This window comes from uncultured Roseibium sp., assembly GCF_947496995.1.
In the GTDB taxonomy this organism is placed as follows: Bacteria; Pseudomonadota; Alphaproteobacteria; order Rhizobiales; family Stappiaceae; genus Roseibium.
In genome coordinates this window covers 1,490,228-1,505,283 of sequence record NZ_CANMFD010000001.1, presented here as the reverse complement: position 1 = coordinate 1,505,283, position 15,056 = coordinate 1,490,228, and the positions used below count along the sequence as shown (strand labels likewise).

The 15,056-nt window shown below is 61.4% G+C and carries 16 protein-coding genes and 2 tRNA genes; 6 read left to right on the top strand and 12 right to left on the bottom strand.

All coding sequences use genetic code 11. The features are described from left to right. The first annotated feature begins 61 nt into the window (after nucleotides 1-61). Nucleotides 62-1,822 (top strand): thiamine pyrophosphate-requiring protein, encoded by a 1,761-nt coding sequence (locus tag Q1B40_RS06720; RefSeq protein ID WP_367279110.1) that lies wholly within the window; start codon nucleotides 62-64, stop codon nucleotides 1,820-1,822. An 850-nt stretch (nucleotides 1,823-2,672) separates the two neighbouring features. Here the strand turns inward: Q1B40_RS06720 and Q1B40_RS06715 are convergent. From Q1B40_RS06715 to Q1B40_RS06670, 10 genes are all read right to left on the bottom strand, one after another. Then, nucleotides 2,673-2,748 (bottom strand) — tRNA-Phe (locus Q1B40_RS06715). A 332-nt stretch (nucleotides 2,749-3,080) separates the two neighbouring features. Then, nucleotides 3,081-4,676 (bottom strand): bifunctional UDP-sugar hydrolase/5'-nucleotidase, encoded by a 1,596-nt coding sequence (locus tag Q1B40_RS06710; protein WP_299811690.1) that lies wholly within the window; start codon nucleotides 4,674-4,676, stop codon nucleotides 3,081-3,083. 255 nt (nucleotides 4,677-4,931) lie between these two features. Then, nucleotides 4,932-5,132 carry a DNA gyrase inhibitor YacG gene (yacG, locus tag Q1B40_RS06705; RefSeq protein WP_299811688.1) on the bottom strand — a complete coding sequence of 67 codons (201 nt, stop codon included), beginning with the start codon at nucleotides 5,130-5,132 and terminating at the stop codon, nucleotides 4,932-4,934. A 49-nt stretch (nucleotides 5,133-5,181) separates the two neighbouring features. Beyond that, the gene (locus Q1B40_RS06700; protein WP_299811686.1) at nucleotides 5,182-5,808 is read right to left on the bottom strand and encodes a Maf-like protein; all 627 of its coding nucleotides are present in this window, start codon (nucleotides 5,806-5,808) and stop codon (nucleotides 5,182-5,184) included. A 41-nt stretch (nucleotides 5,809-5,849) separates the two neighbouring features. Further along, the gene (gene infA, locus Q1B40_RS06695; RefSeq protein WP_068413114.1) at nucleotides 5,850-6,068 is read right to left on the bottom strand and encodes a translation initiation factor IF-1; all 219 of its coding nucleotides are present in this window, start codon (nucleotides 6,066-6,068) and stop codon (nucleotides 5,850-5,852) included. A 243-nt stretch (nucleotides 6,069-6,311) separates the two neighbouring features. Then, a complete protein-coding gene (locus Q1B40_RS06690) occupies nucleotides 6,312-6,764 on the bottom strand; it encodes a low molecular weight phosphatase family protein (protein ID WP_299811682.1) in 453 nt (150 codons plus the stop codon). Between the two features lie 5 nt (nucleotides 6,765-6,769). Beyond that, nucleotides 6,770-7,273, bottom strand: coding sequence for a UPF0262 family protein (locus tag Q1B40_RS06685; protein ID WP_299811680.1), 504 nt, complete (start codon nucleotides 7,271-7,273; stop codon nucleotides 6,770-6,772). A gap of 27 nt (nucleotides 7,274-7,300) precedes the next feature. Then, nucleotides 7,301-8,608 carry a histidinol dehydrogenase gene (hisD, locus tag Q1B40_RS06680; protein WP_299811678.1) on the bottom strand — a complete coding sequence of 436 codons (1,308 nt, stop codon included), beginning with the start codon at nucleotides 8,606-8,608 and terminating at the stop codon, nucleotides 7,301-7,303. A 75-nt stretch (nucleotides 8,609-8,683) separates the two neighbouring features. Beyond that, entirely contained in the window at nucleotides 8,684-9,121 is a 438-nt protein-coding gene (locus Q1B40_RS06675; RefSeq protein ID WP_299811676.1) for a DUF2948 family protein, read from the bottom strand. Nucleotides 9,122-9,263: 142 nt separating this feature from the next. Further along, nucleotides 9,264-9,509, bottom strand: a complete 246-nt coding sequence (locus Q1B40_RS06670) for a hypothetical protein (protein ID WP_299811674.1) — start codon at nucleotides 9,507-9,509, stop codon at nucleotides 9,264-9,266. A gap of 147 nt (nucleotides 9,510-9,656) precedes the next feature. On the opposite strand from Q1B40_RS06670, the gene Q1B40_RS06665 reads away from it, so the two are divergent. After that, on the top strand, nucleotides 9,657-10,136 hold the full coding sequence (locus Q1B40_RS06665; protein WP_299811672.1) for a DUF3124 domain-containing protein: 480 nt from the start codon (nucleotides 9,657-9,659) through the stop codon (nucleotides 10,134-10,136). Nucleotides 10,137-10,166: 30 nt separating this feature from the next. Here Q1B40_RS06665 and murA read toward each other — a convergent pair whose 3' ends face one another. Next, entirely contained in the window at nucleotides 10,167-11,456 is a 1,290-nt protein-coding gene (gene murA / locus Q1B40_RS06660) for a UDP-N-acetylglucosamine 1-carboxyvinyltransferase (RefSeq protein ID WP_299811670.1), read from the bottom strand. Between the two features lie 240 nt (nucleotides 11,457-11,696). Further along, nucleotides 11,697-11,876, bottom strand: a complete 180-nt coding sequence (locus tag Q1B40_RS06655; protein ID WP_299811668.1) for a hypothetical protein — start codon at nucleotides 11,874-11,876, stop codon at nucleotides 11,697-11,699. A 530-nt stretch (nucleotides 11,877-12,406) separates the two neighbouring features. Between Q1B40_RS06655 and Q1B40_RS06650 the strand changes: the two genes are divergently transcribed. From Q1B40_RS06650 to Q1B40_RS06635, 4 genes are all read left to right on the top strand, one after another. Then, nucleotides 12,407-12,481, top strand: a tRNA-Thr gene (locus Q1B40_RS06650). A gap of 41 nt (nucleotides 12,482-12,522) precedes the next feature. Beyond that, nucleotides 12,523-12,807, top strand: coding sequence for a hypothetical protein (locus Q1B40_RS06645; RefSeq protein ID WP_299811666.1), 285 nt, complete (start codon nucleotides 12,523-12,525; stop codon nucleotides 12,805-12,807). Between the two features lie 174 nt (nucleotides 12,808-12,981). Continuing rightward, nucleotides 12,982-13,527: a heme NO-binding domain-containing protein gene (locus Q1B40_RS06640; RefSeq protein ID WP_299811664.1), complete on the top strand. Its 546-nt coding sequence runs from the start codon at nucleotides 12,982-12,984 to the stop codon at nucleotides 13,525-13,527. Then, nucleotides 13,524-14,885: an ATP-binding protein gene (locus Q1B40_RS06635; RefSeq protein WP_299811662.1), complete on the top strand. Its 1,362-nt coding sequence runs from the start codon at nucleotides 13,524-13,526 to the stop codon at nucleotides 14,883-14,885. The genes Q1B40_RS06640 and Q1B40_RS06635 overlap by 4 nt, the downstream gene beginning before the upstream one ends. Nucleotides 14,886-15,056 lie beyond the last annotated feature (171 nt).

Genomic DNA, 15,056 nt, shown 5'->3' with positions numbered 1-15,056 from the left:
CTCTATTATTTCAATATAAGATATATAAGTTACTATTATAGTAATAATGGAGAATGTCAAGATGGCGGCGGCAGGTCCGAAGTCCCCAGCGCAGAAGAGTAAATCCGCATCCCCGGCAGGCAAGACCGGGTCGGGCACGATGACGTGCGGAGGCGCGCTGCTCTCCCGGCTGAAAGCACTCGGTATCGATTACATCTTCGCCAATTCGGGCACCGACTTCCCGCCGATCATCGAGGGCCTCGCGGAAGCTGCCGCAAGCGGCATAGACCTGCCGGAAAGCCTGGTCATTCCGCATGAATCGGCCGCCATGGGGATGGCGCACGGCTATTATCTTGCCACCGGCAAGACGGCGGCGGTGATGGCGCACACCAATGTGGGCCTTGCCAACTGTTCCATTGGCGCGATCAACGCGGCCACCGAACATGTCCCCGTGCTGCTGTTTTCCGGGCGCACGCCGACGACGGAAAAAGACCGTTTCGGTTCGCGGACGGTGCCCATCGGCTGGGGCCAGGAAATGCGCGACCAGACGGCCCTGGTGCGCGAAGCGTCGAAATGGGATTACGAGCTGCGGTTTCCCGAACAGGCGGTGGAAACCGCAGACCGGGCGAAGGCCATCGCGGAGACCGCGCCGCGCGGTCCCGTCTACGTCAGCCTGCCGCGCGAGGTCCTGTGCGAGCCGACAGGCACTGAGCAGCTCGACCTTCCCCCGATCATGCGCCCTGCCCGCCCGGGCCTGAGCGACGCGGATTTCGAGACGGCAGCAAAATGGCTCGCGGAAGCGGAAAACCCGGTCATCTTCGCCCAGCACGGCGCGGGCGGTCCGGACGGATTTGCCGCGCTCAGCGAGCTGGCGGAAAAATGGGGCATACCTGTGTGCCAGTACTGGGCCGTGCAATGCGCCATCGACAGCGACCACCCCATGGCCGCGGCCGCCCCGCCCGCCCCGCTGCTGGAAAAGGCGGACGTCATTCTGGTGATCGACTGCCTCGCCCCCTGGGCGCCGGACGCTCACGGCCCGCGCCCGGGCGCGAAAGTCATTCATCTTGCCCAGGACCCGCTTTTCAGCCGCGTGCCGGTGCGCAACTTCCAGTGCGATCTGGCCCTTGCTGCGGATGTCGAGCCTGGTCTGCTGGCCCTGAAAAAGAAACTCGAGGTATTCACCCCGTCAGGGCGGGAGGAAGCAAGGCGCAGGTTCTGGGCGGACACGAACGCCGGAACCCGCCAGAAGGCCATTGCCTCCGCAAAATCCGGCGAACGGGACCCGATGACCAAAAGCTGGGTCAGCCTGTGCCTGTCCGAAGCGCTGGCCGGACGGGACGCCTCGGTTCTGTCCGAACTGGGTTGCCCGATGGACGCCATGTCCCTCACCCACGCCAAGGCCTGGTTTCAGGAACCGCATTCCGGCGGGCTGGGCTGGTCGTTCCCGGCGGCGCTCGGCATGAAGATCGGCGCGCCGGAACGCACCATCGTCGCCACCATGGGCGACGGCTCCTACATCTTTTCCAATCCGGTCGCCTGCCACCAGATCGCCGAGGCCCACCGGCTGCCCATCCTGCTGGTCATCCTCAACAACGCGGAATGGGGCGCCGTCCGCCAGTCGGTGCTCGGCCTCTATCCCGACGGCCACGCCGCCCGCAGCAACCAGGTGCCCCTGACAGGCCTCTCGCCGGTCCCCGACTTCGCAATGATCGCCCGCGCCAGCCGCGCCCACGCCCAACGCGTCGAACACGGCGCGGACCTGCCGGGTGCGATCGAAGCGGCGCTGAAGCATATCGATGAACAGGGAACGATGGCGCTGCTGGATGTGCAGGTGGCGCCGTAAGGCAGGCACAGACCGCATTTCTCAAAGCGGCTCGGAGTGCTGACGACCCTTCAATTCGTCATCACCTCCGTTGAATGTATGGAGCGGCTGAGAACCGCCCTCACGGTCGCTATCCCGGATGCAGTGTCGCGCAGATCCGGGATCGGTGAACTGGCGGATCTTTGGCCGAGCCTCTTCTCACATGAGGGTGTGCGTCTCTTCCGACTCCGTTTGCATTTCACCTGGCCGGGAATACGGACGAGGGGCTGCTGCTGCAATCGGGTTCATGGTATCCGGAGGAATCTTCCCAGTCTTTCGGGGAAGCCCGGGCGGATACCGTCTTGGTTTGGCAATGCTTCCTTGCAGCGGGTGTCACCCCGGGCGCAGCGAAGCGGAGACCCGGGGCCCACTCGCGGTGCCGCTTGCTGAAGCAAGGGCGATTGTTCATCGGCGGACGCCACCCGCTTCGGGCCTGCGCGCCGTATTGTTTGTCCCGGGGGCTGTGTGTGAAGCAGCCTTGGAGATATCCTACAAAGCCTCTGCGAACGAGTAGGCCCCGGCTCAGCGCTGCGCTTGGCCGGGGTGACAGCCGAGGGAGGTACTCAGTTTTTTCGGTTCACTCAACAGAGTTGATGACGGTGGTAACACAGTCGCAGTCCGGCTGCCACCCAAGCTACGACCCCTGCGTGCCCATCGCCAGCGATGTTGATTGCGAGGGAGGCCGCGGCAGATTTCCGAGTTCTCTTCTCTTATTCAGACAGCAACAACAACACGCCACTGTACGAACGTGCACATTGTAAAAGCCGACGGGCACTCAAGATCACAATGAGGCCGTTAGAAGCTTGGTCTTGAAGAGAAATTCAGGGGGAAGTGGTGCCCAGAGCCGGAATCGAACCAGCGACACGCGGATTTTCAATCCGCTGCTCTACCAACTGAGCTATCTGGGCGTGCCTTGCGAAGCGTCCGGAACGGTGTCCGTTCGCTGAAAGCCCGGTCCTTATAGAGGCTCCCCATGACCTTGTCCAGCGTCCCGGCAAAGTTTTTTGCCGGTTCACGGCAAGGTAACGGGGGAAAACGTCACCGTCTGTTAAACGGCTGAAAAACAATAATTTTCTCGTGACCGCGATACCGTAAACGGCGTCCCTCCTGCACGGCCACAAGAGTGGGTGACGGGGCTATTGATCAGCCGTTCCAAAAGTCGCCGGACAAGGCGGTCTCAAGCGCGCCGCCGCGGCGGCGCGCTTTCGTGGTTCAGGGCCGTTTCCGGCCGGCAACAGACCTACTTCACGGTGATGCGGTCGTCGGTGTAGGCCGTGTATCCGTTCTGGGCGGCGAGATATTCGGACACCACATCGGCCAGATCCGGGCCGAAGTCATAGGCGTTCATGCCGTTGGTCTCGAAGATGTCATAGCCGTCGCCGCCGCCACGCATGTAGTTGTTGGAGACGACGCCGTAGACCTTTTCCGGATCGAGCGGCACGAAGCCGTCACCATCTTGAACCATCACGTCGGAGACGCGCTCGCCGGCCGGCTTGGTGGCGTCGAAGCTGAACTTCAGCCCGGCAACCTGCGGGAAGCGGCCTGCGCCTTCTTCCACCTGGCTTACGCCGTTTTCAAGGGCAGCGATCACGTCCGAGCCCTTCAGCTCGAAGGTGGACAGCGTGTTCTGGAACGGCAGGACGGTGAGAACCTCGCCCTTGGTAATTTCACCGCCATCAATGGAGGCGCGCAGACCGCCGCCGTTCTGGATGGCGATCTGGACACCCTGGTCCTTCACACGCTCCAGCATGGCGTCGGCGACGAGAACACCCATTTCGCAGACCTTGGCGCGGCAGACTTCCCGGTCGGCGCCGATCGGCGCCGTGGCCTGGGCAACGACTTCCTGACGGATTTCGTCAAGCGGCTCGGCCAGCGCCTTGATGCGGGCGACCAGCTCCGGATTTTCAACAATCTGACCGTCAATGATGATCGGCTCGCCGACGGCTTCGGTGAGGACACCGTTGTCGTCGAAGGTCACGTTCAATTCGCCCAGGAACTTGCCGTAGGCGTAGGCCTGGACAATGGCGGTCGGTGTGCCGTCCGGGCCGTCGACCATGGTCGGATAGGGGCCTTCAGCCTTGTCCGACGTGTTGGAGAGATAGGTGTTGGAATGGCCGCCGACGATAACATCGATGCCCGGCGCCTTGGCGGCAACTTCCTGGTCGACCTTGTAGCCGGAGTGGCTGAGGACGATGATCTTGTTGACGCCTTCGGCCGCAAGCTTTTCAGCTTCCTTCGTCACCGCCTCGACCGGATCGGAGAAGGTGATGTTGTCGCCCGGGCTGGCCAGTTCGTCGGTGTCTTCCGGCGTCAGACCGATCAGACCGATCTTCTCGCCGCCGCGCTCGATGACGATGGAAGGCTTGAGAACGTCGGCGAGCTGCGGTTCGTTGGAGACATCCGCGTTGGACATGAGAACCGGAAAATCGACCGCATCCATGAAGCCGCGCAGGATTTCCGGGCCGTCGTCAAATTCGTGGTTGCCGACGGTCATGGCGTCGTAGCCGAGCTTGTTCATGAACTCGGCAGCAGCCTTGCCCTTGTAGTAGGTGTAGAACAGCGTGCCCTGGAACTGGTCGCCGCCATCGACGAGGATGGCGTTGTTGCTGGCTGCCCGGCGGTCCTTGATGACCGTGTCCAGACGCGCCGTGCCGCCGAAGCATTTGCCTTCAGCGTTGTCTTCGGCGCTGCAGCTCGAATCGTATTTGCTGATCGGCTCGATGCGGCTGTGGAAGTCGTTGGTGTGCAAAATCGTCAGCGAATAATCAGCATAAGCTGCTGTCGACAGCGCCGTCGTCATGGACAGCACCGCGGCGCTCAGAAAACGTTTGTTCATCGGACCCTCACCCTTCGGATTGGTTATTGTGCCGAAGCCGGAGGTCATGTGCTCCGGCCCTCACCTCCCGTATCCGCTGCCGATCCCCAGCGGGCTTGCCGCCGGAAGGTACGGCCAGGCAAACCACAAACGAGATCAAACGGACCGAGCTTGTCGGTGTAGAGCGATCTTGGTGCAGATTTATGACGGCTGCAAGTAACTTACGCAAAGTCACGCTGCTGGAAATTTAGCCAAATAACAAATTGGGCAAACCGGTCAATCTTCCGGGATATTGCTTTCGTCAATGTCGTCGGTTTCGACCGCCGGAATGGCGTAGCTTCCGGTGAACCAGCGGTTCATGTCGATCTTGGCGCAGCGGTCGGAGCAGAACGGATAATCGTCCGGCGTCGACAGTTTCGAGCAGATCGGACAGGGGCGCATGCGGCGCTGCGGTTTCTGGGCTGTGGTGCCGGCCATGGCGGCCTCCCCTTTCCTGAGTGTGAGCGAGCGGATGCCCCGAGCGAGGTCAGGCGGCGGCCGTCGCCCAGCCCTTGTGAACCGGATATCCGGCCGCGGTCAGCAGATACGCGGTCTCCACCAGCGGCAGTCCGACGACAGCCGGATAGGAACCGACCAGCTTGACGACAAAGCTGCCCGCCAGTCCCTGGATGGCATAGCCACCGGCCTTGCCGCGCCATTCGCCGGAGGCGACGTAGTCGTCCATGTCCTTGCGCGACAGGCGCTTGAAGCGGACACGGGTTTCCACCAGCTTGGAACGCACCTTGCCGCTGGCCTCAGCCACGGCAACGGCCGTGAAGACCCGGTGTCCCCTGCCGGACAGGAGCGACAGGCACATGATCGCCTGATCCGTAAGCTCCGCTTTCGGAAGGGCCCGACGGCCGACGGCGACCACCGTATCGGCGGCAAGGACCACGCTGTCTGCCAGACGGTCCGAAGCGTCGACCGTCTGGCGGACGGCTTCGGCCTTCGAACGGGCGAGCCGCAACGCGAGAGCGCGCGGCGTCTCGTGCTTCTTCGGCGTCTCGTCGATATCGGCAGGCAGGAGATGATCCGGTTCCAGCCCGATCTGCTGCAGCAGCGCGAGGCGGCGCGGCGATGCGGAGGCCAGGATCAACTGAGGGGCATTCATCATGAAAACGCGAACCTTGCAGCAGGGGTCACCATGCAATCCGCTTACTTGAAGCGGTAGGTGATCCGCCCCTTCGTGAGGTCATACGGGGTCATCTCGACGAGAACCTTGTCGCCCGCCAGAACGCGGATACGGTTCTTGCGCATGCGCCCGGCTGTGTGGGCGATGATTTCGTGTTCATTTTCAAGTTTTACGCGGAACGTCGCGTTCGGCAACAGTTCTGTTACGACGCCCGGAAACTCCAGAGCTTCTTCTTTGGCCATTTGATATCCTGAATAAAGCGGGTCCTGCCCGCGGGTGCGGGGGAAACTAACGGATTAGGGACAGAAAGTGAACCTTTCTTTCGACAGCCGACCAAAGAAACCCCGGCTTATACAGATCCCCTGCGGCGGATAGGGGTTTTCAGGCCCTGCAGGGGACCCATGAGCCGCGGAATTACGGCATTTGCACGTCAATTCGAAGTGCTGGAAACCTTGTCCATCCAGGCCGGAAGTGCACCGGTCAGATCAGCCGCTCGGCGGCGGAGCCCAGTCCAGGCGCTTCTTGATGCGCATCATCAGCTGGTCCCGGACGGCCCGGTATTCATTCAGGATCTGCTCGCGGCTGCCGGTCGCCAGGGTCGGGTCGAGCGTCGGCCAGTATTCCACGTCGACGGCCTCCGTGCGGGTCATGTCGAGCGCCTTGTGGTGGGCTTCAGGCGCCAGCGTCACGACCAGGTCGAACCCGGATTCGTCCAGCTGTTCGAAGGTTCTGGGCTGATGCTTGCTCATGTCCACGCCGATTTCGGCCATGACCGCATCGACGAAGGGGTCGATCTTGCCCTGGCGCACACCGGCGGAACGCACATAGACCTGGTTGGGAAACAGTGTCCGCGTCAGGGCCTCGGCCATGGGCGAGCGCACGGAATTCATCCCGCAGGCGAACATTACCGCAGTCGGACGCAGGCCCGGCCCGGTCATTCCGGTCAGCCCTTCCAGTGAAGGGCATAGACGAGCGTGAACAGCCGTCGTGCGGTTTGCATGTCCACCTCGACCTTGCCTTCCAGGCGCTCCATGAGGACGGTCGAGCCCTCGTTGTGAACACCGCGCCTGCCCATGTCGATGGCCTCGATCTGGCTGGGCGTCGCGTGGCGGATCGCGTCGTAATAACTCTGGCAGATCATGTCGTAGTCCTTGACGATCTTGCGCAGCGGCGACAGGGACAGGACGTGGGTGACGACCTCCTGCCCGTCTTCCAGCTTGATCCGGAAAACAAGTTTCTTTTCGATCACCGAAAGATCGAGGATAAACCGGGCGGACGGATGCCCCACCGGCTGGAACCTGTTTTCCTCGATCAGGTCGTAGATCGCGACCGCCCTGTCGTGCTCCACTTCCGGAGTTGAACGGGAAATGGAGGCTTCATCCAGGATCACATCCACCAGCTTGCCGCCGGAGGCGTTCGGATCTGTGTCCGCTTGCGGTTCGCTCATGCTGCAGAAGCCTCTCTCGGGTATCGGCTACAGGTTCAGTCTGATGGAAACAGAGCGCGCGTGCGCAGACAACCCCTCCGATTCACCAAGGGCGATGGCCGCCGGGCCGAGCGCTCTCAGATTATCCGCGCTGCATTTGAGAACCGACGTGCGCTTGACGAACTCCAGCACGGAAAGGCCGGAGGAGAACCGGGCCGAGCGTGCCGTCGGCAAAACGTGGTTTGAACCGCCGACATAGTCGCCGATGGCTTCGGGCGTATAGTGCCCGAGGAACACCGCTCCGGCGTTGCGCACCTTTTTCAACAGCGCTTCCGGGTCGGCCACCGCCAGCTCCAGATGCTCCGGCGCGATCCGGTTGGCGAGCGGCATGGCCGCTTCGAGAGTGTCCACCAGAATGATGGCGCCGAAATCGCGCCAGCTTGCCCGGGCGACGTCTTCGCGCGGCAGCGTCTTCAGCTGCGCCTCGACGGCGGTTTCCACCTCGTCGGCCAGGTCCGCGCTGTCGGTGATCAGGATCGACTGGGCTGCGGTATCGTGTTCGGCCTGCGCCAGAAGGTCGGCTGCCACCCAGTCGGCATTGTTGTCGCCATCGGCGACGATCAGGACTTCCGAGGGGCCGGCGATCATGTCGATGCCGACCGTACCGAACACCCGGCGCTTGGCCGCTGCCACGAAGGCGTTGCCGGGCCCGACGATCTTGGCGACCGGCGCAATCGTCTCGGTGCCATAGGCAAGGGCCGCAACAGCCTGGGCGCCGCCGATCCGGTAGATTTCCGTAACGCCGGCGATCCGGGCAGCGGCAAGAACCAGAGGATTGAGCACGCCGTCCGGGCTGGGAACCACCATGACGATACGCTCCACGCCGGCGACCTTCGCCGGGACCGCGTTCATCAGCACGGAACTCGGATAGCTCGCCGTTCCGCCCGGCACATAGATCCCGACCGCTTCGACGGCAGTCCACAGGGACCCCAGTTCCACGCCGATCGGGTCAGTGTAGCGATCGTCCTTCGGCATCTGCCGGGCATGATGCGCGTGGATCCGGTCATGGGCGAGTTGCAACGCATCCAGCGTTTCGCGCGGAACCTTTCCGGCGGCGGCTTCGATCTCCGCGGACGAAACCGTCAGTTCCGCCATATCGGCCGCATCAAGCCGGTCGAACTTGCGTGTGTAGTCCAGAACGGCCCGGTCGCCATGGCTGCGGACGTTTTCAAGAATGTCCCGGACGATGTGATCGACATCTTCCGACACTTCCCGCTTTCCGGCCAAAAGGTCCGCGAATTTCGCCTCAAACCCGGCGTCCTTGTCTGAAAGGCGTTGAACCACGCAATTCTCCATTTTTTTCGGCGGTAATTCTCGCTGCCGGTTCTCAGCCCCAACTCGCGGGTCCGGCACCCTCGGGCTTAGGAGCGGTCAATCCAGATCGTGCTGCGGCAGGTTCGGGGTCGACCAGGCAGCGCCAAGGTCGGAGAGCTGTGCCTCGATACATTCCACATCCAGGTTCAGGCTCGCACCACCGGCAAAGGCAAGCTCGATCTGGCCGGAAGGCTCCTTGCCGGGCTTGAAGGTCACGGCCAGCAGTTCCAACACGGCGCCCTTGGCATCCTGACGGATATTCTGCGCCTTCATGGCGTTGACCTGGGCAAAAGCCAGAGCCGAGCGGCGGCGTTCGTGTTTTTTCGACCGTTTGTCGGTTTCCTTGTCCCAGACAAACCGGTTCACGACGAAGACCGCCTTCTTTTCCTTCGGCAGATAGCGGATATCGGCGACGGTCAGGACGGCGTCCTGCAGATGGGCGGAGAGAACCTGAAGGTCCTCCTGATCAAGGGCGGCGAGTTTCAATTGATCCATGTTGGCCTGAATTCCGATCCGGTCATGCGTTTCTGGGCGGAAGGCATATAAGCGCAATGCGCGCCAGTCCCAAGGCTGTTGACGTAATGCGGAAACCGGCCTTTGGCAATGTCGAATGCGGCAGACCGGCCGTGCCCTGGGGCTATTGCTCCTCATCCAGCCGCCGGCGAAGGTCCGCCTTGCCTTCCTCCAACCGTCGCCGCAGGTCCGCTTTCTCCTCATCCAGTCTTGCGATGCGCCTGAAGACGCGCCTGCCGAGCCAGAGGCCGGCAACCACCAGGAACAGGCCCAGGGTGGGGCCATAGGGGGGCGGCAGCAAAACCACGGCGGCCATCCCGGCGAAAGCAAATCCCAGCTGGATCAGAAACCGGATCGTCTGCGCGCCCATGATGTTTCCCCTCCCGCCCTGCAAACTTAAGCGCCCTACCGGGACCGATCAGGACCGCCGGTGACGGCAGCGGCTTGCACTTGACACCGGGTTCCGGGAAAGTGGACCATCATCCTGCGTTCTTCAAGCCGTTTGCCCGGATTGCCCATGATCAAGATCCTGATGTCGCTCGTCGTTGTCGTCGGTGCTGTGCTGCTCACGCCTGCCAATGCGCAGGAAGTCGCAGCAAGGGTGCTCGGTGAGATCGTTTATGTGCCGGCCTATTCGCGCATCTTTTCCCATCCGGACCGGTCGGACCTGCTCGCCGCGACGCTGGCGGTCCACAACATCGATCCGGACACGCCGATCACGCTGCAGTCTGTCGAATATCACGGCGAGGACGGAACGCTCTTGCGTGAACTTCTGGACAATCCGCTCGATCTTGGCCCGTTGCAGTCCGGAACCGTTCTGGTTCCGATCAACGACACCACGGGCGGTGTCGGTGCGAATTTTCTTCTGGAATGGACTTCGGCAACGCCGGCGCTCAGCCCTATCGCCGAGGCGATCATGACCAGCGGCAGCGGCGGACCGGGGCCATCCTTCACCTCGCGCGGGCGGGTGATCGAGCAGCGGATCCCGGCGGACTGATATCGTGAAACGTATCCGGGAAGTGAAGCTTCAGCTCGAAATCCGCTCGATCTGCGCACCGCAGCGGGTGAGCTTGTCTTCCAGGCGCTCAAAGCCCCGGTCGAGATGGTAGACGCGGTTGACGGTGGTTTCTCCCTCCGCCGCGAGACCGGCGATCACCAGCGACACGGAAGCCCTGAGGTCGGTCGCCATCACCGGCGCGCCGCGCAGGGTGGAGACACCCTCGACCGTCGCCGTGCGGCCGTCCACATGGATGTTGGCCCCCAGCCGCGCCAGTTCCTGCACATGCATGAAGCGGTTTTCGAAGATGGTTTCGGTGATCCGGCTGGACCCGCCCGCCTTTGTCATCAGCGCCATGAACTGCGCCTGCAGGTCCGTCGGGAAACCCGGGAAAGGTTCCGTGGTCACATCGACGGGCTGAATGCCGTTGCCGTTGCGGTAAACCTTGATGCCGTCCGCTGTCTGGGTGATCTCGGCGCCGGCCTGGCGCAGGGTGTCCAGCGCCGATTCCAAGAGATCCGAGCGAGCGCCCTGCAGCAGCACATCGCCGCCGGTCATGGCAACCGCCATGGCATAGGTGCCGGTCTCGATCCGGTCCGGCACCACGGCATGGCGCGCACCGTGCAGGCGCGGCTTGCCCTGAATGCGGATGGTGGAGGTGCCCTCGCCTTCAATCTCCGCGCCCATCGCCTTGAGACACTTGGCCAGATCGACCACTTCCGGCTCGCGGGCGGCGTTGATGATTTCCGTTTCGCCCTGCGCAAGCGTCGCGGCCATCATGATGGTGTGGGTGGCGCCGACGGAGACTTTCGGAAATTCAACGCGGGCGCCCTTCAGGCCGCCGGGCGCCTTGACGACCACATATCCTGCCTCGATCTCGATATCGGCGCCGAGCGCGGCCAGACCGTCGATGAAGAAGTCCACCGGGCGGGTGCCGATGGCGCAGCCGCCGGGCAGCGAGACCCGGGCTTCGCGGCAGCGGGCGACCAGCGGGCCGACGACCCAGAAGCTGGCGCGCATCTTGGAGACAAGTTCATAGGGCGCGGTGGTGTCGACGATCTCGCGGGCGGTCAGGTTCAGCGTCTGACCGGCCAGTTCGTCCTGGCCGTTGCGCTTGCCGTTCACCGAATAGTCGACGCCGTGGTTGGAAAGGATCTGCGTGAGCTGCGCCACGTCGCGCAGGCGCGGCACGTTGGTCAGCGTCAGGGTCTCGTCCGTCAGGAGCGAGGCGATCATCAGCGGCAGCGTCGCGTTCTTGGCTCCGGAAATCGGGATGACCCCGTTCAGTTCCCTGCCGCCGACAACCTTGATACTGTCCATAGTCTTCCCCGAACCCGAACCGCGAACCGGCGCGGTCTTTTCCTGGAACCTCCCGCGTCCGGATGAACGCAGGCTGTGAAAATCGCACGGCCGATCATCTTCATATCAAGGCTGATCCGGCCAAATTCAAACAAGTCCTGCGATCTACACGCAACTTGTGGCCCATGCAAGGCAGAGCACGGGCATTGCAGAGGCAATCAAACGGGAGACGGATCGCCGGATTCGTGCCGTCAGTGCGCCTCACTCCTCCTTGCGGCTTTTGGCGGCGCTCTTGCGGCGGCGCAGGTTTGCCCTCAGGGCCTCGGCAAGACGCTCCTGCCGCAAAGTTTCCCTGTCCTTGCGGACGTCCTTGTCCCCGGTCCCGGCCGCCTCGCCGGGATCTTTGGCAACAGGTTGGCCGGGCTGATCTTTTTCGCTCATGGCAATGCGCTTCAAATGACTGGATCCCCTTCTCTTTACCAAGCCCGCCCTCTGCTGAACAGTCCGCCATGCCGACATGCAGCCATCGCCTTCCGCCCCCATCTCCCTTGCAACCCGGCCCTGCCGGTTGGATCGGGGCTGTCTCTTCATCCAGTCGCGTGGTCCAAGTGTCGCATTTCCATCGGGCAGCGCATGTCGCCCCCCTATCCGGCTTTGACACCCCCTTTCGCTCCCGGCTCCCCATATGAACCAGCCCCAGCCCGACCGCAGCCGATATCCACAGGCGGCAAAACCCGCACCTTTGCAGGAGGTTACGGGGCGAAAGCCGTCCTGTGAGGCAAGGTCTTCCGCCGGCCGGATTCGAGGGTGGTAAAAAATCCAAATCACCGCTTGCGTCCCCGGCCCGCATATGGCAAAAGCGCCCTCAATCCGGTCGGCCCCGCTGATCGGACCAGGCATTTGCGTCCTTAAAGCCGCGCTTTTCCCCCGGAAAAGCCCCATGCGGCCCGCCTCTTAAAGACGCACCGGATGCTGCCGTAGCTCAGGGGTAGAGCACTCCCTTGGTAAGGGAGAGGTCGAGAGTTCGAATCTCTCCGGCAGCACCATCAAAATCCAGAACCAATCAACACTAAAGATGTCAGGCGCCTTGATCGCTCGGTGGTGTTACGAGTGTCTCCACTACAGCCCGCCCAAGGTCGTCAACGGCCTTTGCAAGCACCGGGTCCGGATGGGCCGGGAGGCGCGTATAGAGGCAGTTCACGCTTCCAAGGCACTCATCATCGTCCGACAGGAACGGAAAGTTGACGATGGACTGGATTCCAAGCGCGATGATCGCGGCGTGATCGTCGAAATGGGCGCGGATGGCCGAATGGCCATCCGATATCAGGGGACTTTTGTGGCGGATCAGGTGGTTTGCCCAGGGCGCACCTGATCACATGCACGATGGCGGAAAAGACACTTGCATGAACCGGGGCATCCACACAGGGAGCCGCCCGGCAAACCCGGCGCGGTTCAATCAAGATAAATTTTCACCTTTAGCTCCCCAAATGGGTACTGCGGACGTCGGGATAAGAGGCTAGGTCTGGTCTCGGAAAAGGAGAACACCATGAAAGGTATCGTTTTCAATGAGTTTTTCTCTTTGGTCGACGAGGCATTCGGTGCAGAGGTAACCGAAAAGATCATCGTTGATGCAGAGCTCGCGAATGATGGGGCTTACACAGGAGTTGGCAACTACGACGCAGCGGAAATGGTTCGGCTTGTCAAATGTCTGCACGCGGAATCGAACGTTCCTGTCGCCGACTTGCTGCAAACATTCGGAAAACATCTTCTGGGAATCTTCAAGGCTGGGCACACTGCCTATTTCGAATCTTGCAAAAGCCTGTTTGAATTCGTCCGGTCGGTCGAAGATCAGATCCATGTCGATGTGCTGAAGCTTTATCCGGATGCAGAATTACCGCACCTGACAGCCACGCAGGTCAGCAATGACGAACTCCGTCTGGTTTACCGCTCAAGCAGGCGTATGGCTGATCTGGCCGAGGGCCTGTTGTGGGGCGCGATCGACCACTACGGTGAGGCAATAGATCTGACGAGAACCGAACTGCCGGACGTGAACGGCGACCAATGTGCCCAGTTTACACTCGTGAGGAGGTGACCCTGACAAATCTGCCTTACGACACTTTGGTCAGACGGCTTGCAAGGGAGCGGAATGCTCGACTGGAAGCTGAGAATCTTTTGGAGAAAAAGAGCCTTGAGCTCTACGAAAAGAACCAGGATCTCGCCGCTTCACTTGTCATGTTCGACAAGGAGAGCACGCTGCTGAGTGCTGTCTTCAATGCACGCTCTTCAGGGCTCGTCCTTACGGACAATGCGCTTCGAATTGTCAGATTGAACCTGTCGGCATCCACACTTCTGGACGTACCGCAAAAGCCGGAATTGGCAGCGCCACTGACCACGTTTCTCGGAGGATCCGAGGAAACCAGTGCATGGATAAACGCGCGCTCCGGGCCGCATGCCCGTTTCGATGACAGCACGGCAGAAGGGGAAGTGACACGCCCGGATGGTGAGAAATTACCCGTCAGAATTTCATGCACCGAGATCGGGCACGATGGGCTGCTTCTGTGGATTTTGGTGGACATCAGACAGCATCTGTTAGTCGAAGCCGAGAAGGAGCTGCTGGAACGCAGCCTTAACCAGGCACAGAAAATGGAAGCGCTGGGCACGCTCGCGAGTGGCGTTGCGCATGAAATCAACACGCCAATTCAATATGTTGGAGACAACGTAAAGTTCTTTCAGGAATTCTACGATGGTATTGTCGGCTTGCTGAAGGCCTATGAGCCGCTCAAAGAGGCCGTGATCGAAAAAGGTATCCTGGCCGATCTGACGGCCGCGATCTCGGAACAGTATGAAGAAGGCGATATCGAGTTCATTCTTGAAGAGGCTCCGGTCGCCATCGAGCAATCCCTTCATGGCCTCCAGCAGGTCGCCTCCATCGTATCGGCGATCCGGGAGTTTTCGCATCCAGGCGATGCTGAACTTCAAGCCGTGGATATCAATAGCATCATTGAAACCACGGTGTCGGTTTCACGCAACAGTTGGAAGCATGTGGCCGAATTGGAGCAGGACATTGACGAAGACCTGCCCGAGATCATCGGTCAGCCGGGCGACTTGCACCAGGTATTGCTGAATTTGATAGGCAACGCCGCGGATGCGATCGAGGAGAGCTCGCCATCAGCGGGCGGCCAGATCCGCATTGGAACACGCAAAGCCGGAAAATGGGTCGAGGTTTCGATCTCGGACAATGGCATGGGTATCGATGAAGCCACCCGAGAGCGGATTTTCGACCCTTTTTTCACCACCAAGGCACCTGGCAAGGGAACCGGTCAGGGTCTCGCCATCGTCTACAAGATCGTTCACGTCAAGCATGGCGGCCAGGTTATGGTAGACAGCACACCTGGGGAAGGAACGACCTTCCGACTGAGGTTTCCTCGCGCGCAGCAAACCGATCACTGACGCAACCTGTCTGACGTTCAGGGCGACGCCGATCGCTCCAGACAGGTCTCGGATCATGAGCATTGTCACCTGTTTTGGAGTTTTCTCGTCCAATGTGTCCAAGCGTCCCCAAATGAGGATATCGTTCGGCCCGTCCGTTCAGCTTTAATGCCGGAACAAATTGGTTTCGTC

What these genes read in the sequence shown, in the direction of transcription:
- Q1B40_RS06720 (WP_367279110.1), top strand. Translation starts at nt 62, where the DNA reads ATGGCGGCGGCAGGTCCGAAGTCCCCAGCGCAGAAGAGTAAATCCGCA.
- Q1B40_RS06710 (WP_299811690.1), bottom strand. Translation starts at nt 4,676, where the DNA reads ATGAACAAACGTTTTCTGAGCGCCGCGGTGCTGTCCATGACGACGGCG.
- yacG (WP_299811688.1), bottom strand. Translation starts at nt 5,132, where the DNA reads ATGGCCGGCACCACAGCCCAGAAACCGCAGCGCCGCATGCGCCCCTGT.
- Q1B40_RS06700 (WP_299811686.1), bottom strand. Translation starts at nt 5,808, where the DNA reads ATGATGAATGCCCCTCAGTTGATCCTGGCCTCCGCATCGCCGCGCCGC.
- infA (WP_068413114.1), bottom strand. Translation starts at nt 6,068, where the DNA reads ATGGCCAAAGAAGAAGCTCTGGAGTTTCCGGGCGTCGTAACAGAACTG.
- Q1B40_RS06690 (WP_299811682.1), bottom strand. Translation starts at nt 6,764, where the DNA reads ATGACCGGGCCGGGCCTGCGTCCGACTGCGGTAATGTTCGCCTGCGGG.
- Q1B40_RS06685 (WP_299811680.1), bottom strand. Translation starts at nt 7,273, where the DNA reads ATGAGCGAACCGCAAGCGGACACAGATCCGAACGCCTCCGGCGGCAAG.
- hisD (WP_299811678.1), bottom strand. Translation starts at nt 8,608, where the DNA reads ATGGAGAATTGCGTGGTTCAACGCCTTTCAGACAAGGACGCCGGGTTT.
- Q1B40_RS06675 (WP_299811676.1), bottom strand. Translation starts at nt 9,121, where the DNA reads ATGGATCAATTGAAACTCGCCGCCCTTGATCAGGAGGACCTTCAGGTT.
- Q1B40_RS06670 (WP_299811674.1), bottom strand. Translation starts at nt 9,509, where the DNA reads ATGGGCGCGCAGACGATCCGGTTTCTGATCCAGCTGGGATTTGCTTTC.
- Q1B40_RS06665 (WP_299811672.1), top strand. Translation starts at nt 9,657, where the DNA reads ATGATCAAGATCCTGATGTCGCTCGTCGTTGTCGTCGGTGCTGTGCTG.
- murA (WP_299811670.1), bottom strand. Translation starts at nt 11,456, where the DNA reads ATGGACAGTATCAAGGTTGTCGGCGGCAGGGAACTGAACGGGGTCATC.
- Q1B40_RS06655 (WP_299811668.1), bottom strand. Translation starts at nt 11,876, where the DNA reads ATGAGCGAAAAAGATCAGCCCGGCCAACCTGTTGCCAAAGATCCCGGC.
- Q1B40_RS06640 (WP_299811664.1), top strand. Translation starts at nt 12,982, where the DNA reads ATGAAAGGTATCGTTTTCAATGAGTTTTTCTCTTTGGTCGACGAGGCA.